The organism is Pantoea sp. ME81, assembly GCF_903970985.1.
Classification (GTDB): Bacteria; Pseudomonadota; Gammaproteobacteria; order Enterobacterales; family Enterobacteriaceae; genus Pantoea; species Pantoea communis.
In genome coordinates this window covers 21,984-44,480 of record NZ_CAJCKS010000027.1, presented here as the reverse complement: position 1 = coordinate 44,480, position 22,497 = coordinate 21,984, and the positions used below count along the sequence as shown (strand labels likewise).

22 protein-coding genes are annotated in these 22,497 nt (G+C 50.0%); 10 read left to right on the top strand and 12 right to left on the bottom strand.

What is annotated here, in order from left to right:
- Positions 1-36: 36 nt before the first annotated feature.
- Complete coding sequence (locus H7A81_RS07495) at positions 37-924, top strand: LysR substrate-binding domain-containing protein (RefSeq protein ID WP_182057157.1); 888 nt, start codon at positions 37-39, stop codon at positions 922-924.
- A gap of 31 nt (positions 925-955) precedes the next feature.
- On the opposite strand, the gene H7A81_RS07490 is transcribed toward H7A81_RS07495, so the two are convergent.
- Together H7A81_RS07490 and H7A81_RS07485 are read right to left on the bottom strand one after the other, a co-directional pair.
- Positions 956-2,521, bottom strand: coding sequence for a methyl-accepting chemotaxis protein (locus H7A81_RS07490; RefSeq protein WP_182057151.1), 1,566 nt, complete (start codon positions 2,519-2,521; stop codon positions 956-958).
- Between the two features lie 410 nt (positions 2,522-2,931).
- Positions 2,932-3,438, bottom strand: a complete 507-nt coding sequence (locus H7A81_RS07485) for a ferritin-like domain-containing protein (protein ID WP_182057150.1) — start codon at positions 3,436-3,438, stop codon at positions 2,932-2,934.
- 453 nt (positions 3,439-3,891) lie between these two features.
- Here H7A81_RS07485 and H7A81_RS07480 point away from each other — a divergent pair, with 453 nt between their 5' ends.
- On the top strand, positions 3,892-4,095 hold the full coding sequence (locus H7A81_RS07480) for a general stress protein (RefSeq protein ID WP_034822638.1): 204 nt from the start codon (positions 3,892-3,894) through the stop codon (positions 4,093-4,095).
- 511 nt (positions 4,096-4,606) lie between these two features.
- Here H7A81_RS07480 and H7A81_RS07475 read toward each other — a convergent pair.
- From H7A81_RS07475 to ptsG, 4 genes are read right to left on the bottom strand one after another with little or no spacing between them, the layout of a single operon-like run.
- On the bottom strand, positions 4,607-5,407 hold the full coding sequence (locus H7A81_RS07475; RefSeq protein ID WP_182057149.1) for an alpha/beta hydrolase: 801 nt from the start codon (positions 5,405-5,407) through the stop codon (positions 4,607-4,609).
- Complete coding sequence (locus H7A81_RS07470; RefSeq protein WP_182057148.1) at positions 5,401-6,243, bottom strand: sugar phosphate isomerase/epimerase; 843 nt, start codon at positions 6,241-6,243, stop codon at positions 5,401-5,403. Before H7A81_RS07470 ends, H7A81_RS07475 begins: the two co-directional genes overlap by 7 nt.
- The gene (locus H7A81_RS07465) at positions 6,243-7,307 is read right to left on the bottom strand and encodes a Gfo/Idh/MocA family protein (protein WP_255478910.1); all 1,065 of its coding nucleotides are present in this window, start codon (positions 7,305-7,307) and stop codon (positions 6,243-6,245) included. The genes H7A81_RS07470 and H7A81_RS07465 overlap by 1 nt, the downstream gene beginning before the upstream one ends.
- A gap of 42 nt (positions 7,308-7,349) precedes the next feature.
- Positions 7,350-8,879: a glucose-specific PTS transporter subunit IIBC gene (ptsG, locus tag H7A81_RS07460; protein ID WP_182057147.1), complete on the bottom strand. Its 1,530-nt coding sequence runs from the start codon at positions 8,877-8,879 to the stop codon at positions 7,350-7,352.
- Positions 8,880-9,149: 270 nt separating this feature from the next.
- Between ptsG and H7A81_RS07455 the strand changes: the two genes are divergently transcribed.
- The 3 genes from H7A81_RS07455 to H7A81_RS07445 all read left to right on the top strand — a co-directional run bounded on the left by H7A81_RS07455 (position 9,150) and on the right by H7A81_RS07445 (position 12,797).
- Positions 9,150-10,826 carry an SgrR family transcriptional regulator gene (locus H7A81_RS07455; RefSeq protein WP_182057146.1) on the top strand — a complete coding sequence of 559 codons (1,677 nt, stop codon included), beginning with the start codon at positions 9,150-9,152 and terminating at the stop codon, positions 10,824-10,826.
- 230 nt (positions 10,827-11,056) lie between these two features.
- Complete coding sequence (locus tag H7A81_RS07450; protein WP_182057145.1) at positions 11,057-11,632, top strand: TetR/AcrR family transcriptional regulator; 576 nt, start codon at positions 11,057-11,059, stop codon at positions 11,630-11,632.
- A 688-nt stretch (positions 11,633-12,320) separates the two neighbouring features.
- A complete protein-coding gene (locus H7A81_RS07445) occupies positions 12,321-12,797 on the top strand; it encodes a DUF1348 family protein (RefSeq protein WP_182057144.1) in 477 nt (158 codons plus the stop codon).
- Positions 12,798-13,021: 224 nt separating this feature from the next.
- On the opposite strand, the gene H7A81_RS07440 is transcribed toward H7A81_RS07445, so the two are convergent.
- A complete protein-coding gene (locus tag H7A81_RS07440; RefSeq protein WP_182057143.1) occupies positions 13,022-13,426 on the bottom strand; it encodes an MAPEG family protein in 405 nt (134 codons plus the stop codon).
- A 63-nt stretch (positions 13,427-13,489) separates the two neighbouring features.
- On the opposite strand from H7A81_RS07440, the gene H7A81_RS07435 reads away from it, so the two are divergent.
- The 3 genes from H7A81_RS07435 to H7A81_RS07425 all read left to right on the top strand — a co-directional run bounded on the left by H7A81_RS07435 (position 13,490) and on the right by H7A81_RS07425 (position 16,463).
- The gene (locus tag H7A81_RS07435; RefSeq protein ID WP_255478909.1) at positions 13,490-14,488 is read left to right on the top strand and encodes a GlxA family transcriptional regulator; all 999 of its coding nucleotides are present in this window, start codon (positions 13,490-13,492) and stop codon (positions 14,486-14,488) included.
- 293 nt (positions 14,489-14,781) lie between these two features.
- Positions 14,782-15,534: an SDR family oxidoreductase gene (locus H7A81_RS07430; RefSeq protein ID WP_182057142.1), complete on the top strand. Its 753-nt coding sequence runs from the start codon at positions 14,782-14,784 to the stop codon at positions 15,532-15,534.
- A gap of 536 nt (positions 15,535-16,070) precedes the next feature.
- Positions 16,071-16,463 carry a YgiW/YdeI family stress tolerance OB fold protein gene (locus H7A81_RS07425; RefSeq protein ID WP_182057141.1) on the top strand — a complete coding sequence of 131 codons (393 nt, stop codon included), beginning with the start codon at positions 16,071-16,073 and terminating at the stop codon, positions 16,461-16,463.
- 446 nt (positions 16,464-16,909) lie between these two features.
- Here H7A81_RS07425 and H7A81_RS07420 read toward each other — a convergent pair whose 3' ends face one another.
- The 3 genes from H7A81_RS07420 to umuD are packed head-to-tail and all read right to left on the bottom strand — an operon-like array spanning position 16,910 to position 18,890.
- Positions 16,910-17,200, bottom strand: coding sequence for a hypothetical protein (locus H7A81_RS07420; protein ID WP_182057140.1), 291 nt, complete (start codon positions 17,198-17,200; stop codon positions 16,910-16,912).
- 5 nt (positions 17,201-17,205) lie between these two features.
- Positions 17,206-18,468 carry a translesion error-prone DNA polymerase V subunit UmuC gene (gene umuC, locus H7A81_RS07415; protein WP_182057139.1) on the bottom strand — a complete coding sequence of 421 codons (1,263 nt, stop codon included), beginning with the start codon at positions 18,466-18,468 and terminating at the stop codon, positions 17,206-17,208.
- The gene (umuD, locus tag H7A81_RS07410) at positions 18,468-18,890 is read right to left on the bottom strand and encodes a translesion error-prone DNA polymerase V autoproteolytic subunit (protein ID WP_058961188.1); all 423 of its coding nucleotides are present in this window, start codon (positions 18,888-18,890) and stop codon (positions 18,468-18,470) included. The genes umuC and umuD overlap by 1 nt, the downstream gene beginning before the upstream one ends.
- Before the next feature lie 1,460 nt (positions 18,891-20,350).
- Here umuD and H7A81_RS07405 point away from each other — a divergent pair.
- Positions 20,351-20,779: a hypothetical protein gene (locus H7A81_RS07405; protein WP_182057138.1), complete on the top strand. Its 429-nt coding sequence runs from the start codon at positions 20,351-20,353 to the stop codon at positions 20,777-20,779.
- Positions 20,780-21,238: 459 nt separating this feature from the next.
- On the opposite strand, the gene H7A81_RS07400 is transcribed toward H7A81_RS07405, so the two are convergent.
- Entirely contained in the window at positions 21,239-21,424 is a 186-nt protein-coding gene (locus H7A81_RS07400; RefSeq protein ID WP_182057137.1) for a general stress protein, read from the bottom strand.
- A 405-nt stretch (positions 21,425-21,829) separates the two neighbouring features.
- Positions 21,830-22,069 (bottom strand): DNA polymerase V, encoded by a 240-nt coding sequence (locus tag H7A81_RS07395; RefSeq protein ID WP_182057136.1) that lies wholly within the window; start codon positions 22,067-22,069, stop codon positions 21,830-21,832.
- A gap of 200 nt (positions 22,070-22,269) precedes the next feature.
- Here H7A81_RS07395 and H7A81_RS07390 point away from each other — a divergent pair, with 200 nt between their 5' ends.
- Complete coding sequence (locus tag H7A81_RS07390; RefSeq protein ID WP_182057135.1) at positions 22,270-22,440, top strand: hypothetical protein; 171 nt, start codon at positions 22,270-22,272, stop codon at positions 22,438-22,440.
- Positions 22,441-22,497 lie beyond the last annotated feature (57 nt).

Below are 22,497 nucleotides of genomic sequence, written 5' to 3'. Positions count from 1 at the left end.
GGCTCTTTGTTTTGAGATTGTACGGCCGCCCGCGAGATCTACTCCCGGACCTCCCCTCTTGCCCTCCACGACGCTCGTCCGCTCGCTTTTAGCCAGGCCGCTGCGGCACTCAACGTCACCCCTGGTGCGATTAGCCGCCACATCCGCACCCTTGAAGCGTGGTTCGATTGCCAACTGTTTGTCCGTAAAGGCCCCAGGGTCGAAATCAGCGCTGCCGGTAGCGTATTAGCGGCACAATTACAGGCCGGATTTGCCTCTTTAGAGCAAGCTTGCGCCGCCTTCACGCAGCAGGGTCATCAACTCCGTCTCAAGGCCCCTTCGACACTGACCATGCGGTGGCTGCTGGATGCACTCCAACTCTATCGCGAGCAAAACTCAACACCTGAAGTGCAGATTACCAGCGTTTGGATGGACACCGACAACGTCGATTTTGCCCGTGAACCTTTTGACTGCGCCATCTTGTTGGGCGACGGCCATTTTGGTGCAGACACTGAATGCCATTTGCTGTTTCAGGAGTGGTTAATTCCGATTTGCGCCCCCGCACTGGAACGACAGGCACAAACGCAATTGGCAAGTTGTGAATTGATTCACCCTTCACACGATCGCCGCGACTGGCTGAGGTGGTCACAGGGGGCAGCTGATGCACCGGCTATCAATCTGTGGCAAGGCAAACTGTTCGATACGCTGGAACAGGGCACGATGGCGGCGATCAGTGGACACGGCGTTTCAATTGGTGACTTGCTGCTCAGCCAGGAGGCGATTAATAACGGCTTACTGGTGCTGCCATTTAACCAGCCGGTGGCGACAGGAGACGGTTATTATCTGGTGTGGCCGAAAAGCCGGCTGGAAGCGCCCAACATCAAGCTATTGCTTCAATGGTTGCTTGATCAGGTGCCCGTGTTAAATAGCAAGAATTTGGAGTAATGGCGGCCTTAACACCGCCTGTCACTTATGGTTATGCGCTCTGACGCAGGGTAAACACACTGACGCTGTTCACCATGTTTGCCGCTTGCTCGCTGAGCATGGCGGAAGCAGCCAGGGATTGCTCCACCAGCGAGGCATTTTGTTGTGTCGTGATGTCAATTTGGCTGATAGCAGTGTTGATCTGACTGATCCCATCGGCCTGTTCGGTGCTGGCCTGGTTAATCTGTGACAGCACTTCCTTCATGTTCACCACGTTGTTCATCATTTCCGACATCAGTTTGTTGGCATCCGCTACCATGTCACGGCCATCAACGATGCGCGTGGAAGACTCCTCAATCAGATGGCGAATCTCATGCGATGAGGTGGCGGTTTTTTGCGCCAGCGCGCGCACTTCCTGCGCGACTACCGCAAAACCGCGACCGTGCTCCCCTGCTCGTGCCGCCTCAACAGCCGCATTGAGCGCCAGGATATTGGTCTGGAAAGCAATCGAATCAATCAGATTGATAATGTCTGCCATGCGACCGGCTGAATCATGGATCTCAGCCATTTTGGTCGACACGTTGTTCATCATGGTGGCGTTCTGCCCCACGGCGCTTTCCGCCTTTTCAGACAGATCGGCAGCAAAGTGGGTGTTATTGCGCGTGTTGCTAATGGTGGCGGTGAATTCTTCAACCGATGCTGCTGTTTGTTCAACCGAACTGGCTTGTTCTTCAGTACGCGCGGCCAAATCATGTGTACCCGACATAATTTCGCTGGCACCTCCTGAGATTTGCTCTGCGCTGATACGAATATGACTGACAATAGTCGACATTTTATCCTGCATCTGCTGAATGGCGTTTATTAACTGGCCCATTTCGTCTTTACGTTTTTCATAGAAGCTCGTGCTGAGATCGCCATCAGCAACACGGCCAAGAAACGCAATCACGTTTTTTAATGGCACAGTAATGGATTGGATAATAATCCAGCCAATCAACGCAGAGAGAATAACCGCCGCAATAAATATCACCACCATTGAAATTTTAGTGGTGTGATAGGAATCCATAAAGTGTGTGTAGGAACCATTCATCTGCTGCTCTTGCAGTGCAATAAAACGCTGCACTTCAACCGTATAATCCTTTTGTTTACTCGCCAATGCTGTCAGATAATAATCCAGCGCTTTATTAGGATCCTGACTAGCGAGTTGCAAAAATTGATTACGGCCTTCTAAATAAGCTTTGCGTTTATCATCCAAAATTTTGAGATAAGCAATGGAATCTTCATCTGTTGACAGTGCATGGAGTTGACGATAAATCTCCGTAATTTGCCCGGTTGCCCCCTGAAGCTCATTCATGATGGCGCTGCGGCGCTCCGCATTGATTGGGCTGAGCAACAAAGCCTGTCGCTGAATGGTAGTGTTAATCTCATTGATTAACTGATTGCCCAACGCAATGGTTGGGTAATCATCTTTCATCATGCCGTTGACGCCGGTTTGTGCCATAAACAGCGAATTTAAACCCAGTACCGCGACCAAAAGCAGCATACCGATATTGATGAGAGAAGAAATAATGAGTTTGCTGCGCAATTTAATATTGCGTGAAAATCCTTGAACTATGTCCATTTAGAAACCTCAATGATTTTTATTAGTGAGTCATGAAATCCAGGTGTTATTAAAACAAAGAAATGGAGACGCTCCGCGTTCTCATCGGCAGCATCCCTGCTGTTATCGTCAGCATGCTCACTAACCTTAATGCTTTTACTTAAATATAACTTACTCGTGCAAAACAATTCACTTCCTGTGGAATTGCGCAATTAAACAATTTGATCAGTTATATTAAATTGTTGGCAATAATAGTCACCTGAGTGATCAGTGTGCTTTACTTATTAAACTGAGTGTGTAGCGCTTGATCCTCCGTTTAGATAAACGTAGCGGCTTTTTACTGCAGTTTATGCAATTGCCGTTAACCTGTAATCATTAATAATGCTGGCTATTTTCTCTGCGGGCAGCCAGCAAGCTGCCCGCAGAAAACACTACACCGCGCTTGATGCTTCACTTTCAGCCAGCGAGTCTATCGATTGATTCGCTGCGTCAGGCAAGTCCCCAAGCAGTTTGGCAGCCATTTGCGCTTCCTGTTGCAAGATCCGCTGAAAAATGTCCGCGCCTTCACTGTCATCAGCCTGTCTGGCGGCGGCAATTAACGTGGTGTAAGTCGCAACTTTATAACTACAAAAGACATAGACGCTGACGGCCATCCGCGCGTCCTGCTCAACACGCAGCATATCGCTCGCTGCCTGCCCCACCACAGACAGGCGGCCTAATGCCTCTTTCAATGCCGACCAACTATCGTCATGGCATTTCAGAACCTCTTTCACCTGCAACTGCTGTGCGCGTGATTGCGCAAGATAATGCACGATGCGACTCCCGATGGAAGAATCACTGTCGAGACGCTCCATCGCTTGTTTTAATAACGTTTCACCGTGCTTCTCCATCGCGTGTGCATCACGTAGCCAATCCAGATAAACAGATTCCCTCTTCATTCATTCACTCCTGGTTGATGTGCTTTTAATGAACTACCTTTGGGGATGGTATGCAGTTGCTTAGCAAGCTAACCGATTCAACACCGTCGCTGATGGAATTATCTGGAAATAAGCGAAGCGTTAATTAACGGATTAACAATCATCTTTATTAAACGTAGCAAGTAAGCCCTTCTGCGCAAGCCAATCGACGCAAAACTGAGAGGGGGGATTAATATCACCACCTTGCCGCTTCGCTTATATTTACCCTCACGACACTCTTTACTCAACATCTAAAGTGCGCTAACAATCATCATTCAAGTGAGTTTCATCCGCTTATAAACAAAAATCGACTTATCCTTAAACAAACAGTCCGCAAAATAATAAAACTTAAGATTAATCCTGACTTGATTATGGTAAAAACAACGCTACATTTATTTTTGCTTTATGTTGGTACAAATATAATGAGGAGAACGCATGACGGACCCTAACAAGCATCCTGAAGAGGAAGAGAAAAAGACGCAACGTCGTGGGGGCACAGGGAACTTCGCCGAGGACAAGGAGCGTGCGGCTGAAGCAGGCCGCAAAGGCGGTCAGGTAAGTGGCGGCAATTTTAAAAACGATCCGAACCGCGCCGTTGAAGCAGGCCGGAAGGGAGGAAAGATCAGCCGCCGGAAATAACACTATCAATAATTCAACACTGGGTTACGTTCGCTAGCCTTCATCACAACACTCTCCTGACGTGTATTAGCGCTTCGCTTAAATGCAAAATTCGCTACGTCAGGAGGGTTATTCCCATCGCAAACAACAAAAAATCGATCATTTCTTGATCAATCGCGCCTCATTTGCCGCTTCGCTTATACAGAAATTTTCCTATATATATTAATGATCAATTTAGATCCTGGAATTAATAACCAAACACGAATTAACCAACATATTTGTACATGTAATCTCAAGTTGTACACTTTCAGAAAAATTAAAACTGAACATGATTAAGTTAATTACAAAAGCTGGAGTTGGCTTGCCCAAAACGCAATTGCCATGTTGTGACTCGCGGTCCAGAGGAACCTCTGGTAACAAAAAAGGCTGCTATTCTTTGAGAAATAGCAGCCATATGACCTTCAGACTCGGCGTTCAAGCATCTCCACGGACATTCTTTTTTTGAGCGTTAATCCGTCATCCTCAATGCTTCTTAGGTTAATCGCTTAATGTTGCTCACGATTAACTCAGTCACCTCCTCGCAATGTCGCGTTTTGTCCTTTGACTTCGCAAAGGTCATCACAGCTGCCTTACCCGTCAACTCTCTGGCAATAACCTCAGCGGTATTCATCGGATGAACAACATCCATGGCAGTGCCAGCCACGGCTACAGGGATCTGCGCCGCTTTGATGGCGCTCGCGTGATAGCCCGGATCGCAGCAGGCGATGCGCCGTAACAAATGCAGCGTTGATTCGCTCGGCAGGGAAAATGTATTCAACAGTGAATTAGCGTTATCCGGGGAGTGCTGCTGAATTAACTGATAAGTTTCAGACTGAGCGAAAGCAAGCTTCCCCTCTTCTCCACCATACAACTGCCAGTAATCGGCCAACACATTGTAAACGTTCATATTGAGTGGGCTGCGCGTCTGATGCCACGCCGGGCGAATTAACGTCAGGCACTTAACGCGTTGTGGGTGGCGGCTGGCTATGTTTGCACACAGCGCAGCCCCCATTGAGATTCCGGCTAAGGGTGCCTGCGTTATGGCTAAATGATCCATCAGCGCCAGCAGGTCATCCGCAAATGTGCGGATACTGAGGGCTTCTGGCGCCCCCAACGATGAGCGGCCATGGCCGCGACACTCCAGCGTAATCAGACGATAGCCTGAAGCGGTAAAAGTACTGGTGGTTTGCTGGTGATCGCCAGTCAGACCATGCTGAAAAATCAGCATCGGCCCCGAACCCCCGCTATCAAAATAGCTTAATTGCAGCCCTTCTCTCGCAAAGGTCTTCAGCATGAATAAGCCTCCAGTTTTTGCAGTTGCTGATCCAACATGGTTGAAACCCACCCTGCTTCACTGGCATCCAACCCGTGCGTCACAATACTGCCGTTAAAACCAGAAGCGCTCAGCCGTTGTAAGTAGAACGGATAATCCAGAAGCCCCTTTCCCGCAGTGGCAAAGGCGCCGTCAGCATAGCGGTCCTTTGCATGGGCGATGGCAATTTCGGCTCCTAAAAGATCAAGACCGTGCGCCACGATTCGGTGTTGCTCACTCAGTGTGGCGATTTCAAACAGATTCGCTGGATCGAAGATCACCTTCAGCCGTTCACTGCGCATCTCATCGATGAGTTGTCTCGCTTTTACCGCACTGCTGACGATATTCGCCAGCTCAGGCTCGATACCCAACGCGACCTGATAACGATCCGCAATCTCCAGTGCCTGCGTCATTGAGACACAAAGCCGCTGCCATGCCTCGGGCGTATCGTTATCGGGGTGAAAGCGCCACTGATCTTCCGCATCACAGGTTCCGGTGCACAGCGTCACTAACGGGCACTTAAGGTCGGCAGCGGCCTGGCAAATCACTTCCAGTGAAGCCATACCCGCATCAATCACCGATTGCTGGGGATGCACCATATTGAAGGTGGCAGAGACAGCGGCGATGCGCACACCCTGTGTTTGCACGGCTGCGCTGATTTCTTCAATTTTGCTGCGAGCAACCGTGTCAGGGAGCGACGGGAGGTCTGCACTGGCGAAATTGAATTGCGTGCAGGTGTAACCTAGCGAACGCATTACCCTGAAGTTCTCATCAACATTGGCTGTGGCAAACGTTTTTGAAAAGATGCCTTTATCCATCACACCGCTCCCTGTGCTGAAGCCACGCATACTGAACGCCCTGTGCGTACCGATTCACCGATTGCAGCCATGGTCTTCACTATCGCCAACCCCTCTTCCACGCTGGTCCCGGTTTGTGGACTATCAGTAAGAATCGCATGGGCAAAAGCTTCTATCTGTCGGCGATAGAAGTGCCCATCTGCTGCCAGCGGACGACGCCAGAAAGCGCCATTTTCATGAAAAATATCGACGTCGCTCGATTTGAATAACCAGGGATTGTAAGTTTTACCCAGGATGCTGCCGTTCTCTCCATAAATCTGGAAACCTTCATGCCAGTCCATGCGAACACCGACGCTGAGATCCAGATGCCCCAGCGTGCCATTGGCAAAGGCGATATCCACAAACCAGCAGTGCACACCACCCCGATGGGTGAATCGTGCCTCGACTTCGTTAATGTCTCCCGCCAGATAGCGTGCGGTATCAACCAAATGGCTGCCGTGTGCCAGCATGTAATAACGTTGCAGATCGGATTTTGGGTCGACCGCTGGCTTACGTTTAGCGGCACTGGTGATAATTTTAGGCTGCACCGCATCCGTCACGGTATAGCGATGGCTGTTGTCACCGTACCACCCTTTGTAAGCAACCAAATTCCCCATTTCCTGTTGAATAAAGTCGTGTGCAGCCTGAATACCGCCATCAAAGCGTTTCATATGGGCAACCTGAAACAGTCGCCCTGAATGCTTGACTGCCTGCGCCAGTTCTTCACACTCCTCCACCGCAATGCCCAGCGGCTTTTCGCACAGCACATGTTTGCCCGCATGAAGTGCTTTCATGGCCAGTTGTACATGGAAGGCATCCGTGGTGGCAATGATAATGGCATCGACGTTTTCGTCATCCAGCATCGCCTGATAATCGCTATAAGCCACTTTCGGAGCCCACATGGCGGTCATGCGTTGGCGCAAATCGTCAGCGCTATCGCAAATAGCATAAAGCTCAGCATTACTGGCTTTGGTACAGGATTCAAAATGGGCAGCCTGTGAAATGGGGCCACAACCCAATACGCCTACACGCAGTTTCTGATGCATCATGGTTTCCTCTGTCATTTTACTCATCGGATTTAAGATGGTTTACGCGCCAGCCTGCTGCGCTTTCAACGCCCGAATCTCTTCTTTAAGGAGATCGGATTTCATGCCAAACACGCTCTGAATGTTGCTGCCCACTTCCACAATCCCCGCCGCCCCCAGGCGTTTCAGGGTTTCTTTTTCCACCACGTTTTTATCCAAAACGTCGATGCGCAGTCGGGACATACAGGCTTCAATCGCTGTCATATTGGCTAACCCGCCGTAAGCGCGAATGATGCCGTTAACCAGTTCACTGGCACCCTCCGCGTTTTGGCTGACCTCTTCACTTTCGTCTTTGCCCCGCCCCGGGGTCAGCAGATTCCAGCGGCGAATCGCAAAGCTAAACAGCAGGTAGTAAACCACCGCCATGGCAATACCTACCGGGAAGACCCTCAGCCAGTTGGTCTCTTTCGGCATGATGCCAAAGAACAGAAAGTCGATAAGACCGCCGGAGAAAGAGAGCCCGATATGCACCTGCAGTTGCTGCATCAGCAGGAATACAATCCCGGCGAGGACAGCATGAATGCCGTAGAGCACCGGTGCGACAAACAGGAATGAGAACTCAACTGGCTCGGTGATCCCGCAGACTATTGAGGTGATCGCACCGGAAAGCATGATGCCCTTAACACGACTTTTGTTTTTCTCATCGGCACAGCGGTATATGGCAAGAGCGATGGCGGGTACGCAGAACAGCTTGATCGGTGTCAGACCCGCCATAAATGTGCCTGCAGTAATGGGGACTTGATCCTTGAGCTGAGCAAAGAAGATTAACTGGTCTCCATGGACGATCTGTCCGGCTTTGTTGACATACTCGCCAAACTGCAACCAGAAAGTTGGCCACCACACGTGGTTCAAGCCGAAGGGAATCAACAGTCGTTCAACGAAGCCAAACAGGAAGGCTGAAAATGCCTGTCCCTGACCAAGCATCAACGTTGATAAGCTATTGATGGCGTGCTGCACTGAAGGCCATACCAGCGCCATGATGATGCCGATAAACAGCGCAATGAACGAGGTGACGATCGGTACAAAACGTTTACCGGAGAAGAATTCCAGCCATGAAGGCAGAGAGATTCGGTAGTACTTTTTGTACATCGCGGCGGCCACAATCCCCATGACGATGCCACCAAACACGCCGGTCTGCAGCGAAGGAATACCTAGTACCATGGTGTAATCACGACTGGTGCCAATTGATTCCGGCGTGATGCCGAGGAACTGGCCGATCGTCACGTTCATAATCAGAAAACCCACGATAGCGGACAACCCTGCAATGCCCTGATCGTTGGACAGGCCGACAGCAACCCCCACGGCAAACAAAAGCGGAAGGTTGGCAAAAATGATGCCGCCCGCTTCTGACATGAGCTTAAGTGTGTGGATCAGCCACGGCGTTTCCAGAAACGGCAGCGAAGCGACGATGTTGGGGTCCTGAAAACTGGTGCCAAACGCCAGTAAAATCCCTGCCGCGGGCAGAATAGCGATTGGAATCATTAACGAACGCCCAATACTTTGTAATTTCTGTAGAATATTGAATCTGGACATAGCGTATTTCCTGCATCTGAGTTGTTATTTTATGCAGCCAGGCCAGGATAATCTGGCTGATGTAAGGAACAGAGGTGATTAGCCTGTGGAGGCAAAATCAGGCTATGCGATTACAATAAGTGGCCAGAAAACGCGTAAAAACAGCAGGAAAGGAGAAAATAAACTTCCTGTTTTAAGCAAAAACAGGAATATTTTTGAGCGCCATCACACTCTGATAGGCCATTAATTGTTAAAAACAGGAAAATTTTTACCGCTGAGCCACATCAAGCCATGACCATTCTGGAAAATTACTTCCGTAAGCTGCATGCCCGTTATGGCGTGAATTACGTGTCACAAGCTCAGATGTCTGAGATTGCCGAGCTGTTTGGCTGCTCCATTCGCAATACCCGTAACATGCTAAATCGCATGAGTGAAAATGAATGGCTGGTTTGGCAAGCCAGGGCGGGACGTGGGCGGCACTCATCGCTGCGGCTGTTGATGACACCCGATATGCTGTTTAACAAGAACGTCAATGAGATGCTGGCAAATCAGGATGTCGGCAAGATGCTGAAATTCATTGGGCAGGAAAAACACCTGTTGGAACAGATGATTCAGTACCAGTTTGGTGCCAGCGGTGAAGGGAGTGAAACTCGCGTCAGGATCCCCTATTACCGCGATCTGGATACGCTTAACCCATTGCGCCCCTTACGTCGCACCGAGCGTCATCTTCTGCGACAGTGCCTGAGCGGCCTGACACGTTACGACCCGGTAAGGATGGAGATTGTGCCGGATATCGCTCATTACTGGAGCCATGATCCCAGCTACACCGCATGGGAAATCTACCTGAAACCCACCGCCATGTTTTCAGATGGCACGCCGATACGGGCATCAGAGGTCAAACGCTGCCTTGACCGCGCTTGTGCTGCTCCCTGGTTTTCATCACTGTCGCGCTTGATTGCCCGGATAGACACCATTGGCGATTATCGACTGTTAATCACCACCAAAACACCGGTTAAGCATATGAATTATCTGCTGGCGACCCAGCCTGCGTTGATCTTTGAGCAGCAGCAAGTGATGAAATGCAGCGGTGCTTTCGCTTTGACGCATAAACAGGAAGGTTTCATCACTCTGCGCCGCAATAATCACTATCATCAGGCGCGCCCTATGCTCAGTGAAATCACGGTGTTTACCTGGGCACCTAAAAGTATCAGCATGAGCTTTATCCCGGTGTTACATGGTGATGAACCGGGCAATGACAATCTCATTGAAGAGCGCAGACTGGAGCATGGCAGTTGTTTTCTGATGATTGATGAAGCCGGCGTTTTTGCTGCACCTGAAGCCCGCCGCTTTCTGAATAAAATTCTGCAGCCGGTTGAGATACTGGATAACAGCGAATTACCGATAGAGTACGGTACAGCGTTATCACAGGCGCTGGGACTGCTACCGGAGTGGAATCATCGCTGTGTTGATTTTGGAGCACAGCCTCCGACTTACGCCGCCCGGCGAAAAGTCATCATTGCTACTTACCAACAACCCGAGTTGGTTCAGTTAGGCCACGCTATCGCCAGAATACTCAAACGCCAACACTTCGACGCCGTGGTAGACGTACTGCCCTTTGACGCGTTTTCGACTGCACAGAATCAACAAGCCGATTTATGGCTGACCAATTTTATGATCAATGACTTATCGCCCCACGCCTTGTTCGACTGGCTTGCTCCAGATCCGGTATTCAAAAGACTTCCACAGTCGTATATTGCAGCCTGGCAGCAGTTGCAGTTTGAACTGATGAACGTTGAATTAGGTGAAAGCAAAGCCTGCGTGGAGTCGTTCTTTAAAGCCCTCACCTCACAACGCTGGGTTATTCCGTTGTTTCATCACTGGCTGGAACTCAAGAGTGAAAAATCGTTTGGATGGCGAGATGTGAATACTCTGGGATGGCCCGATTTCAGCCAGCTTTGGCTCGATTAGTGGCAAGGCCAATGTTCACATCGTCAAGAATGCGTCGGGGGTAGGCGCAATGGCGACGCTCTGACAAACCCTTTCGCCCCCTCATGCTTCCTGACGGGTATCTGCAAAGCCTTCCGATCAACGTCCTTTCCTTCGGGTCCTTCCAGCTATCGCAAGAATCGAATGACATTTTTACAGGCTCTTTGATAAAAAGCGTTGACGTGGTAGAACGATAATTCTACTTTTAACCCATGATCAAAAAAACAACTGATACACGGGATAAAATCCTGAAAACCGCCGAAGAGCTCATCTACCAAAACGGTATCCACGCTATGGGCATGGACCTTTTGGTCAAGACCTCTGGTGTCGCCAGAAAGAGTATTTACCGTCATTTCGCAAACAAGGAAGACGTGGCATCCGCCGCGTTAACAGAGCGCGACGAACGGTGGATGCAATGGTTCAGAACAGAGTCTGACAAAGGCAAGACCCCTCAGGAGCGTATCCTGAACATGTTCACTGTTCTGAAGAGCTGGTTCGAGTCTGACGGATTCCGGGGTTGCGCGTTTATCAACACGGCGGGTGAGGTTGGCGATCCTGAAGACCCTGTGCGTCAGATAGCCAAGATGCATAAACAGAAGTTGCTGGATTACGCTCTGGAGCTTGCCGAACAGTTGAACGTTGAGCATCCGGAGGATTTGGCTCGACAGTTGCTGATCCTGCTAGAAGGCGCGATCACCATGTCATACGTCATGGGCGATGGGAGTGTTGCCGACAACGCTCAGGACATCGCGAAACTCATGCTGGAACGAGCCTCTTCCGCGCCCTGAGGATCGAGAACGCTTTACCTTGAATTAAGATTTACATGAGTTTTTAAATTCGTTTTATCCTCAGACAGGCGGGACCGATAAACGGGCTCGCCTTCAACCTGTGCGCATACCCGCAGCCATCATCATACACAACAGCGATGTCACCACACCGCCTGCCCGGACGTTCGCGCCGCACAGACAATCAACAGACAAAGTCATCTTCTGCAACGGGATAGTTAATTTTCTACGGATAACCCACAGCTCGATGGTGTTTCTTCTTATCGCCGTTTGAGTCTATTGGGCACTTCCCTTGCGGATTCATAATGCGACATTTTGTTCCCTTACCCTTCCCTGTTCAGACCTGAAACGGGCGAATCTCAGTTAATTTAAAACCAATTAAAAAACAATATCTTATTTCGATTTTAATCCCGAACATTCTCTGCTCCCGGCATTCATTTCAGAAAAAATCATTGACGAGGTAGAACGATCATTCTACCTTTAGGCCACAGACAGGACGCCGCGCGATACCAAAGGGGAATCCCGGAATCTGTTGAACGGTTTCTTATCAGAACGGTATTGATGCCACCGATGTGAGCCTTCTGGTCAAGGCATCAAAAGTAGCGAAGTTTTTGCTGGAACAGGTCTTTCACTGAGTCCTAAGTCACGAGAACGATCTTTAGACTGAAACTAAATTGACAGGAGTTTTACCATGACTGATTCACAAGTTCGTCCACCGCTCCCGCCTTTCACTCTGGAAACGGCCATCGAGAAAGTCCGTCTGGCTGAAGACGGCTGGAATAGCCGCGATGCTGCAAAAGTGGCTCTGGCTTACTCACTGGACACCAAATGGCGTAACCGCGCCGAGTTCGCCAACAATCGTGAAGAAGCGCAGAGCTTCCTCGACCGTAAATGGAAGAAAGAGCACGAATATCGCCTGATTAAGGAACTGTGGGCATTTGGCGGTAACCGCATCGCCGTCCGCTACGCTTACGAATGGCACGATGACTCCGGCAATTGGTTCCGCTCCTACGGAAACGAAAACTGGGAGTTTGGCGCTGATGGCCTGATGGAGCGTCGCTTCGCCTGCATCAACGACATGCCAATCAAAGAGAGCGAGCGTAAATACTTCTGGCCGCTGGGCCGTCGTCCGGACGATCATCCTAGCCTGTCAGATCTGGGGTTGTAAGTCAGTATTTTTGCCGCATGAAACCTAGGCTGCTGATGAATTGAAACCGCCCCTGAAGTCACTACTGCATGGCCAGCCGGTATCAGCGACTGGCCACCAGCCCAACTGACAGTTGAACGGCAAAGGAAGTCACATCCGATAAATTATCTCCCACACAGGGTTAACAGCTGCCAGACGGGAATATCCAGCAAAAGAGATATTGAGGCGTCCATTCTGACAACTGATTAACGGGCAGACAAAATTGAGATGGCAGTCGTCAATGTTGAGGCAAACCCGGTCAGAAAAGCGAGCGTGCGAAACACCGGGATACCAGCGGTATAGACCGCATAATGCACCACTCTCGCCACCAGATAGATTTTTGCAGCCAGGAGGGTAGCAGGAGTGCTGATATTGAGGAATGCTGCTATCAGAACCAAAGGCGCAAAAACCACCAGATTTTCCACAGCGTTGGCGTGTGCTTGTCGGGAGCGCTTTGCCCAGGGCGCCACATCAGCAAAGGCCGGTCCTGAGTTTCCCAGTGCAGACCTCACGCCCATTTTTAGCGTTCGGGCGGCAACATACGGCAACCACATCAGCGCGGTGATCAGGCAAATTAAGGCAAGGGTGTAAAGTTCGGGGCTGTTATTCATCGACTTCTTCTCCGTAGTGCAATCATGTTGGAAAAAGTCTATTAAGAAAGCCACAATACAACCATGTTCATAAATGACAATATTGCCATCATTCACGACATGAAAATTTCCATTCTCACCCTCGAAGGCGTTTTTGATACCGGTTTAACCGCGTTGCTTGATACTTTTTCTACCGCCAATGAACTGGCGCAGATTCAGGGGATGGATGTTCCGCCCTTTCAGGTGCAGATGGTCGGTATGAGAAAACGGGTTAAATCCGCTCACGGGCTAACCCTTCCTGTTCTGAAATTAACACAACAGGACAGACCCGACTGGGTCGTGGTGCCAGCTCTGAATACCAAGCAACCTGAGCAACTGCTGGCATCGCTTAACAGGCCGGATGTCATGGAAGCTCAACGCTTTCTGCAAAACATGGCTAACAATAACGTCAGGATCGCCGCTGCCTGCCTGGGGACATTTCTGCTGGCAGACAGCGGCCTTTTGAATGGACACGCAGCAACCACCACCTGGCTTATGGCCCCCCTTTTTCGCCAGCGCTATCCTGAGGTTCTGTTGGATGAAGCCAGACTCATTGTTGATTCCGGGCCGTATGTGACGGCCGGGGCAATGATGGGGCATATTGATCTGGCACTGTGGCTGGTCCGTCACACCAGCCCGCAACTGGCCGGTTTGATAGCTAAGTTTATGTTAGTTGATGACCGACTTTCACAAACGCCCTATATCATCCCGGATTATCTTGCTCATGCCGATCCCTTGATCGACAGATTTGAAAAATGGTCGAGACAACATCTGGATCGAGGTTTCTCCCTGCAAACCGCCGCCGACGCGCTCTGTGTTCATCCCCGTACTTTGCAACGCAGAACGGAGGCCGTGCTGGGTAAATCACCCTTAGCTTTTTTCCAGGATTTGCGTGTTGAACGAGCCAAACAGCTCATCGCAGAAGGTAAAGATATTGAGAGCATTGCGGCAGACATCGGCTATGCAGATGCTTCTACATTACTGGCCTTATTGCGCCGTAAAACAGGTAAAGGAATTAAAGAGTTGCGTAAGCGTACTACCTGAAGCTGGCCTCTGTTGCTGTGACTTCTGATACGAAGCCGAATCAATAAAAGCACTGTTTAAGCTGTTCGCGATATTATATAGTCGCTTTGCAATCGCATTGATTTGCCGTAGGCGTTACCGTCATCCAACGCGCCCTGAACCGGAATGGGCCTCAGCAGAGGAAAGCCGGAACAGCGCCACGGCATTCATCTCGTTCTACCCTCCCCCTGTTGATTAGCAGGAAGGCTTTCAGCCAGAACTGATGTTTCGGATAATGACGTGGCTTTATCATTCTTTACTGATAAGGCTCAAAAATGAACCTCTCTCAAAACACCATCCTGATTACCGGCGGCACCAGTGGTATTGGCCGTAAGCTTGCTGAATCCCTGCACGATCTTGGAAATCGCGTTATCGTAACGGGCAGACGCCATACCCTGCTGGATGAGATAACGACTCTACGCCCGGGTATCTTTAGCTTTGTTTTGGATATCAACGATACAGGTGCCTTACACCGCTTTGCTGAAACTGTTTCTCAGCAATTTCCCGAGCTTAATGTACTGATTGCCAATGCCGGTATTTCGCTCTCAGAGAATGTCTCTTCAGACAGCTGGGATGCTAAAAGCGCAGAAGCGATCGTCAATACCAATATTTTGGGTGTCATCAAAGTCGCCACCGCCTTTATGCCTTTACTGCGGCGACAGGAGCAGGCAACGTTCATGGCAAGCGGATCCGCACTGGCCTTTATTCCGCTCGCGGCCTATCCCACTTACTGTGCCAGCAAAGCGTTTTTGCACTCATGGCTTACATCAATCCGCCATCAGTTGCTTGCCACCTCGGTTGAAGTGCTTGAAATGCTTCCCCCTTACCTGCAGACAGCGCTGACCGGTGATCATCAGCTTGATGATGCCCGCGCCATGCCCGTTGATGAATACATCAATCAGGTCATCTCAATGCTGGAAAGTCAGAACACGCCCCGAGGAGAGTTACTTCTTGAACGCGATCAGGCAAGGCGCTGGGCGGAAAGAGAAGGCAAATACGAGGAGATTTTCGGTCTGATGAACCCATAACTTAACTGGCTGGCAGGTCTGGAACGGATAACAGCCTGCCAGTTTCCCCTGAATGTAAAAATCATCTTTGGGAAGAATTTTGGAGGAGTTTTGAGGAAAGGATTCAGGCCGCCCTTCCGGACGGCCTGTGATTCAGACCTGATTAATGCGCCGCCATCTGCGGAGGCAGGCGCAGCAGGGCTCGCTTGTCTGCCACCTCATCCGCACGAACCGGTTTTGCCGCATTTCCCCAGCTGTTCCGCAGGTAGGTTGCCACGGCTGCCACCTGTTCGTCCGGCATAACTGGAAAATGTGGAACTAACTTAATTTAATCAGTCAGTTAGCTTGATTTCAGCAAAGTATTTCCCGACAATCGGGCATCATCGAATAGCAATAAATATCAGTATGTTAGGAAGTGTTTTGGGGAAATAACACCATTCAACATGCTCAAAAACGCCTCACATTGGTCATTAAGCACTCGATAATTCCTGCCCTTCCGGTTACTTTTCCCAGACTGTGCCAGGCTTAGTTCGAATGCCTCATCAATGGAGAGTAAAATGAATAAAGTTGCCTGGATTGCAGTGATGTTACCTCTGAGCGTCGGTGCGTATGCCGAAACGGGTGGATATGAAGCAGGTAAGACGCCCCCTCCTCAGAGTAAGGAAGATGCCGGGTATAAGGGGTCGGAAGATACGGCAGAGACGCCGGTTACGCTGATCAAAGATTTTCGTCAGGGGGGCTATGTCACTCTTGAGGGCTATATCGTCAAAAAGATCAAAGGCGACACATATCAGTTCCGTGACAGCTCAGGCACGGTCAACATCGATGCTCCGGCCAGCACTTTCAAAGGCAAAACGTACAGTGCAGAAGACAAAATACGCGTGAGCGGGAAAGTCTACGGTAAGGGCGAAAACGCGCATCTCAAAGTTACCCGTATCGACGAACCATAATAGTCAGTTCAAGGCCTCCGCTATAGTTTCTGCAGAGGCCAGAATGCTTTCATTTCATTACGGCTTCAAAAGACACAGGCTAAGCGTTAACTTCATCGCCGCCCGCCCTTAGCAACTTTGCGGCATCTAACGCAAACGCCTTTACCTGCAGATCTGATGACCCCGCAGCGATGCGTTCAAGTTCAATAATGATACTCACTCTGCTAAGCGGTACACCTTTTGCCGCCAGTTCGACAACAGCCGATCCGATGGCACATCCAATCATTCCTGCTCGGTGTGAATTTATATCTTTCATATCAAGTAAAGGAAACGCCGGTTTGGTTTAAGTACAAAGTTAGTCGGAAAATATGAACTTTCAAATTTCCCTAACGTCATAACTTATATGGAGATTATCCCATGTAACGAATTTCGCCCGCCGATGCGGGCTTTTTTTTGCCCGATGAAGTTCAAACGGGTGAAGAATCCGACACGTTCAAAGCGCTCACTTCATGCGTCACCAGCCCCACAACGGTCACATCCTCAAGCAAATCATCCTCTAAAAGCAGTCCGTCTTCCGTCAGGATCCGGTTGGGGTGAAACATCGTCACACCCCATTCCAGTATCCCCGCCACCTTCAGAAGCACGGTGCTGCCGTTACCCGGCCGCCTGAGTTCATCCACAATGCAGCATCGCCCTCTTAACTCGACTAGATAGCAGGTGTCGCTCGTCGGCAGCAACTGCTGAAGCGGACTCAGCAAAAACGTCACCTCGCAACGGGCAGGTCCGAAAAACGGGTGGTATAAGCTGGTGACAGCATTTCCCGCTTCATGGCCCATGTTTTCTGCATCCCCTGTCCAGCAAACCATAACTTCCCCTTCCCGCTCTGGTTAAGGCCGTCCACAACGCGCATCAGCGCTTCACTGTTGGCCTGTGGCTTAAATTCGTCAAAGAGATTGAGCTGCGAAACGCCCTGACTGTAAAAATCCCCCAGCATCACACCGGCTTTCATAAAGCGGCATCCATCCAGCCAGATACGATCCAGTGACTCCATGGCCACCCGGATAATGTCCCGCGTGTCGTTGGAAGGGGTCATCAGCGTCCCCATAGCCTGATTACCGTAAAACGTCTCCCCCACGGCGTGAGGACTGGTTCTTACAAACACAGCAATCTGCCGGCAGTACTGCCGTTCACTTCTGAGCTTTTCGGCCGCACGCTCGGCATAGGCACACACCGCCTGGCGCATATCCTGATAGTCCGTTATGCGGGAACCGAACGAACGGGAGCAGACAATCTGTTGTTTCGTGGGTGCGAACTCCTCCAGTTCGAGACAGGGTTCGCCGCGCAGTTCCCGTACCGTTCGTTCCAGCACCACGTTAAAATGTTTGCGGATGATGTACGTGCTCTGCTCTGAGAGGTCTTTCGCGGTGATGATGCCCATCGCATTGAGCTTTTTGCTGATGCGCCGGCCAACACCCCAGACATCTTCAACCTTCACCAGCTCCATCAACCTGCGCTGGCGATCGACGTTCGATAAATCCAGCACGCCACCGGTCTTCGTCCATTTTTTTGCGGCATGATTGGCCAGCTTGGCCAGTGTCTTGGTCGGTGCGATACCGACGCCGACCGTCAGGTGCGTATCGCGCTTCACGCGCGCGCGAATTTCCCGCCCGTACTCTTCCAGCACACGACAATTGCGCACGCCCGTCAGGTTCATAAAGGCTTCGTCGATCGAGTAAATCTCAACGGCGGGAGCCATATCCTCAAGCGTGGTCATCACCCTGTTACTCATGTCGGCGTACAAGGCGTAATTGGAACTGAATACGTGGACCTTATGACGCTTGAACTCGTCTTTGAGCTTGAAATACGGTGCCCCCATTGGCAGCTGCAGGGCTTTCGCTTCTGCCGATCGTGCGATGACACAGCCATCGTTGTTTGACAGCACCACTACTGGCTTACCACGCAGATCAGGCCTGAACACTGTCTCGCAACTGGCGTAAAACGAGTTCACATCCACCAGGGCAAACATTAACGGCCCATCGTCTTAATGGAGTGCCGGACCACGCCGAAGATTTCAAACTGATCGGCATCGGGGATCGGGATAATGGCGTGCGCAGCGTTCATCGGTTTCAGGTGCAGGAAAGGTCTTGTCATCAGCTGCTTGACCGTAAACTCGCCGGAGATGGCGGCCACGATGATATCCCCATGCTCAGCAGTGACGGAGCTGTCCACCACCAGCATGTCGCCATCGTTGATGCCGCCTTCAATCATCGAATCTCCGCTGACCCGGATGAAGTAGGTTGAGCTGGGATGGCTGACCAGCAGATTATTAAGGTCCAGCCGCTGTTCGACATAGTCCTGAGCCGGCGAAGGAAAGCCACACGGAACTCTGGCAATGAAAAGCGGTAACTCAAGAATGGCGCGGATTTCCGCAGGTCTGAAAAACTCCATGATGATAGCCCCGACAAATACTGTATATATAAACAGTAATCGTAAACAGCACAATCGATCAAGTCGGGCATGAAGTCTTTTTCCAAACGCGTTGTTGGCAAAGGGGATTTAATCTGAGGTGGGCATGGCATTTCAGTTTGACCGGGCCGGTTGCCATAAGCACAGGAGTTTTAAATTTGAGCATTATTCAGGCCGACATAAACCAGAGATAATTAGCAGCAATCTCTTGCCGCTTCGGTTAAATCTCTGAAATTTCGTTTATAAATCGTTAATTCAAATAACTTATTGGAAATTACTGGAATTTTATCGCTTTTGTTAACACATCCTACCATTCATTAATTAATGGTCTAAGTTATGTGGGTCAGTCGTTGACTGGCAGCACAGCACACAGGATGCGTTTCATACGAGAGAGACATTCCTTAGCCACTGCTTTTTGCCCGCCCTGAGCGGGCTTTTTTTAGCTTAACCTCTCACCTGCACCGCGCGGTTGAAAACCGGCAGCTCGTTTGAGTGGCGTTTAGCTGTGGGGCTGCCCGTCAATTTCCGCACCCTGTAAAAAAAACCTGACTTCGCTATACGGCTACGCTTTTGGTCTGTGAAGACCTGAACTACGCTTAATGAGCAAAATGCCTGTGCGGTAACGCTGGGATACACGCTGCGTGCCTAACAAGTGAATTATCAGCACGGCAGTGTCGGTGATTTCAGCGATGTTCAACTGGCCAGCAGCCCGACCTCGTGTCTTGATGGATGCCGCTCGTTTACCTGAGGTGACTTATGGATGTTTCACCAAGATTCGTTATTGTACTGAATATTGTGGCCATTGCGGTGTTAGCGATAGGTTTACCGAAGTATCTGAACGGGTTTTAAAGCGCTTAGCCCGGCGCTTTGCAGGCAATAACACGACGTAAGTATCCATCGCTAAACCGCCTATACCATTGAACGGTCGGTGATGAATAAGGGCGGGTTTTTCATCGTTTCAAATTCTCGTGGTCAGACAGACAGGAGATTGAACATGCGATACCTGATCATACCGGCCGTCACCACTTTACTGGTTCTGGTGATTGTGTTTCTGGTACAAACCCAGTGGGGACCCACGCCCTGGTGACTCGACGCATCAGAGCGGGCAAATAAAAAGAAAACTGAGTAGTCAGCACTCTGCATGAACCGGACTCACGTCTGGTTCATGCTTTTTTTTGCTGGCGATGAACCCCTACCGAGAGTGATCAGGATGATTTCTAAGCACCCGTTGGGATTGAACACCTTGAGAGATTCCTCATCCCCCCAACAGCCATACCTGAAAGTTATTTGGTGCATCCCGGTCCGCTTTTCCTCAATACCTGCGACTTGTTTCATGTAGCCGAAAGCAGAACCTGAAACAGGTTAAAGCACTCGGGTTGCGTTTACAGGAAAAATACGTTCATCGCTACCGCTTGTAGGCCGTCCTGTGCAGGCTTTTTTTAATGGCAATGCCTCGTTTCCATACGACTTCCTCTGCCAGGGGGAGGTATGTCGTACAGGTGATGTCATCACTCTGCCGGAGGTTCGAGGCGATCGCTGATGACATTGAACCCCTGCTCGACAAAATCATCAGGGTGAACGGGCAGACTTCGGCTTGGCTTGAACCATCCTCCCCCTTCACCATCGGCGAAGTACCAGACTTCAGGTTGAGTCTCGCCCTTCTGGACCCAGTAAAAACCCTGTTCCATTTGCTCACCCCCACGAAATTGGCGTTCGTCCAGTCTCAGAAAAAACAGACATTAGGCTTCATCTGCGAATCGATGAATGATTCACGAAGGGAGCACGGGAAGATTGAGGTGACGGAAAGCGACATCAGATCAGAAGTGTCTGTCACCGCGCAATTCGGTGCGCGACAGGTCTTTGACCTTTGAGATTTCATATTTGCCCCTTGTCAGAGGGAGAATGGCCCAAGCATAGCACCGGGAAAGAGATTAAAGCATGCGCCAAAAGGACCTAAAAGGACAGGACGTCTGGGTGTTACTCAACAGAATTGTTATCTGAGCCGCTTAATAATCAGGCATCCACCAACTTATCTTACAGGTCGGTTACCTGAACGCTTTTTGTGTCTGACCTCTGGTGAATCCGTTGCTTTTACCATGTCATCCTCTACACAGAGAATTTTATAGAGATTTACGCAAGTACTTTGAGGTGTGCCATGGGTGGCAAAAGGATCTGCACAGTGATATGTTCCGCCTCTTCTGCTCGGGAACGTATCAACCTGCCCGGCTAATTGTCTGAATGCTAGGGTGGGGGAGAACATATAACGTGCCCCTGTTTCTGTATATCAGAGCAAGGCCGGTATAACTCAACCCGGCCGGCTGTGTGGCTAATTAACTTTCCTCAGTTGCCGCTTTGCGCCTGCGGCTGATTTGTCCGCCCTTGCGGCCGGCTTCAACAGCGCGATCAGGACAATTTTTGAAATTCCCCCCGCTTGCGCTTCCTCCTTTACGTCCGGCCTCACGCGCGCGGTCTGCATCCTCAGCAAAATTACCGGTTCCACCTCTTCTTGATGGCATGTCTCCCCCTTATTTATCAGTCGAATATTTAGCGTGCTAACGTTCCCAGCAAGAAATAATATGGCTGAAATTTACGATAAAACCACATTTAAAATGCATGTTTACCGCTTCGCTTGTTTCTGTTTTAAAACAATAAGTTACCCGTTACGCTTATATTCGATTGCTTTTAAAAGGGAAATTTTCGAAGTTGTACAAAATCAAAACAAGTTGTACAAAATCGTTGGATTTGATTTTTTGTGACATGCATCACGGTTTTTAATTTTGTAATTATATTGATCTGTATTTTTCATTTATTTCAGCAAGATAGGGAAACTAATGTCTCGCTGTTCATTATTTAGTCCCATTGAATAACTCATAATCAATTGCCTGCCAGGTGGAGTACCAATTGAGCGTGGCACACGTTGGTCAATTTCTTCCGTTCGGATTAAAGACCTGAAACATGCGTTCCTCCCCCTCACTTGTCGTGATGTCCCGGAACGTCGTTGTGTGCATCTCAATCCACTTGTTAGCCGCACGTAACGAGTAGCGCCAGTTCAGACGATCGAGTTCTTTCACAAAATCGAGTGTGCTAATGGTGTAACGGCCCGCACCATCGCGTTTAACCGCCTGCCTGAAGGCAATCATGATTTCATAGTCACGGGGCATATCTGTGCCCTCTCAAAATTAAACTGTATATACATACAGTAATTGCAGACTCTGAGAGTGAGCAAGTGCATTAAGGGCGTTTTGTCAGAACTCATTGGCATTAAAGCGTATTTAGTTTTACGGCTTCGCTTTCATATGCCCGAAGATATGACCAGGCTTGGTAAGCAACGTTGGGTTGCCTGAATTCTTGAGGGGATGCTATGAAGAGCTTTTTAGGTGGGATGTTTATCATTGCGAGTCTGATGACGCTGGCAGGCTGTCAGGAACCCGGCCCTGCAGTAGGCCCGGATGGTCGTCCTCATGCTCCTAGCCAGCAATCCGTACCCGGAGGTCCACAGGGTCAGGGTCCGGTCGGACAGCCACAATCGTGATCTATCCCGGCTATTGAGCCGGGTTTTAGCTTTCCTGCGATCTAATTGCCTTTCGGT

Coding starts and splice junctions, on each gene's coding strand:
- H7A81_RS07490 (WP_182057151.1), bottom strand. CDS start 2,521: ATGGACATAGTTCAAGGATTTTCACGCAATATTAAATTGCGCAGCAAA.
- H7A81_RS07485 (WP_182057150.1), bottom strand. CDS start 3,438: ATGAAGAGGGAATCTGTTTATCTGGATTGGCTACGTGATGCACACGCG.
- H7A81_RS07480 (WP_034822638.1), top strand. CDS start 3,892: ATGACGGACCCTAACAAGCATCCTGAAGAGGAAGAGAAAAAGACGCAA.
- H7A81_RS07475 (WP_182057149.1), bottom strand. CDS start 5,407: ATGCTGAAGACCTTTGCGAGAGAAGGGCTGCAATTAAGCTATTTTGAT.
- H7A81_RS07470 (WP_182057148.1), bottom strand. CDS start 6,243: ATGGATAAAGGCATCTTTTCAAAAACGTTTGCCACAGCCAATGTTGAT.
- H7A81_RS07465 (WP_255478910.1), bottom strand. CDS start 7,307: ATGCATCAGAAACTGCGTGTAGGCGTATTGGGTTGTGGCCCCATTTCA.
- ptsG (WP_182057147.1), bottom strand. CDS start 8,879: ATGTCCAGATTCAATATTCTACAGAAATTACAAAGTATTGGGCGTTCG.
- H7A81_RS07455 (WP_182057146.1), top strand. CDS start 9,150: ATGACCATTCTGGAAAATTACTTCCGTAAGCTGCATGCCCGTTATGGC.
- H7A81_RS07450 (WP_182057145.1), top strand. CDS start 11,057: ATGATCAAAAAAACAACTGATACACGGGATAAAATCCTGAAAACCGCC.
- H7A81_RS07445 (WP_182057144.1), top strand. CDS start 12,321: ATGACTGATTCACAAGTTCGTCCACCGCTCCCGCCTTTCACTCTGGAA.
- H7A81_RS07440 (WP_182057143.1), bottom strand. CDS start 13,426: ATGAATAACAGCCCCGAACTTTACACCCTTGCCTTAATTTGCCTGATC.
- H7A81_RS07435 (WP_255478909.1), top strand. CDS start 13,490: ATGTTCATAAATGACAATATTGCCATCATTCACGACATGAAAATTTCC.
- H7A81_RS07430 (WP_182057142.1), top strand. CDS start 14,782: ATGAACCTCTCTCAAAACACCATCCTGATTACCGGCGGCACCAGTGGT.
- H7A81_RS07425 (WP_182057141.1), top strand. CDS start 16,071: ATGAATAAAGTTGCCTGGATTGCAGTGATGTTACCTCTGAGCGTCGGT.
- umuC (WP_182057139.1), bottom strand. CDS start 18,468: ATGTTTGCCCTGGTGGATGTGAACTCGTTTTACGCCAGTTGCGAGACA.
- umuD (WP_058961188.1), bottom strand. CDS start 18,890: ATGGAGTTTTTCAGACCTGCGGAAATCCGCGCCATTCTTGAGTTACCG.
- H7A81_RS07405 (WP_182057138.1), top strand. CDS start 20,351: ATGGCAATGCCTCGTTTCCATACGACTTCCTCTGCCAGGGGGAGGTAT.
- H7A81_RS07400 (WP_182057137.1), bottom strand. CDS start 21,424: ATGCCATCAAGAAGAGGTGGAACCGGTAATTTTGCTGAGGATGCAGAC.
- H7A81_RS07395 (WP_182057136.1), bottom strand. CDS start 22,069: ATGCCCCGTGACTATGAAATCATGATTGCCTTCAGGCAGGCGGTTAAA.
- H7A81_RS07390 (WP_182057135.1), top strand. CDS start 22,270: ATGAAGAGCTTTTTAGGTGGGATGTTTATCATTGCGAGTCTGATGACG.